The organism is Mycobacterium scrofulaceum, from assembly GCF_002086735.1.
In the GTDB taxonomy this organism is placed as follows: Bacteria; Actinomycetota; Actinomycetes; order Mycobacteriales; family Mycobacteriaceae; genus Mycobacterium; species Mycobacterium scrofulaceum.
The window spans coordinates 1-807 of record NZ_MVIJ01000155.1 but is presented as its reverse complement, the minus strand read 5'-3'; the positions used below and the strand labels follow the sequence as shown (position 1 = coordinate 807).

1 pseudogene is annotated in these 807 nt (G+C 66.0%); it reads right to left on the bottom strand.

The window, feature by feature from the left end:
• Positions 1-807 (bottom strand): annotated as a pseudogene (locus BST44_RS29220) (cytochrome P450); the annotation flags it as partial.

Below are 807 nucleotides of genomic sequence, written 5' to 3'. Positions count from 1 at the left end.
CCGTCTTCGGTGCTGGCATGGCACAGCGCCGAGAACAGGTCATTGCTGTCGCCGGCCCGGGCGGCCGGCAAGTGCCGGGCGAAGTACTCCTCAAGCACCCGTCGGCCGCGGACCCCGGCGCGATAGCGGGTGCCGGGAAGCGGCGCGCGGACGAGTGAGCTGGCCGCGCGTACCGTAGCGACGAACGCCTGGTTAATGGCGTCGCTGCTGTCTTTGCCTCGGCCACCCATGAACACATCGGTGGCGATGTCGAGGGTCAGGTTTTTCAACAGCGGGTACATGCGGACGGACGGGCCGGTCGGCCACGTGGGCAGGGTTGCGCGGACGCAAGGGGTCACTTGGGTGACGTAGCCGGCCAGTCGCGGCCGCGTGAAGGCCTCCTGCATGATGCGCCGGTGCATGAGGTGTTCGTCAAAGCTCATCAGCATCAATCCGCGGTGGAAGAACGCGTCGATGAGAAAGGCCCAGCCGTCTTGCGAGAACGCCTTTGCGTTGGTGGTGAGCGCCTCTTGGGTAGCTTGGGGGCCCGCGATGACCGCCATTTTGGTACCGAACGCTCCCATCCACGAGACAGAACCGAACCGCTCGTAGCGCTCTCTGCCCAGGTCGGACCCAAACCGGATGTAGTCGAGGGTGTGCCCGACCAAGGGGAGCCCGGCATCACCGAGAACCGGTCGCAGTCCGCTTCCGGCCGGGGGGCGGCTAGTTCACGCACTGGCCACCGCCGACTCCACCGGCGAAGTCCGTCGTCCACCCGTTGCGGCGCGGGAATCAAGATGACCGAAGATAACCGTTCCCGGGCTTTAT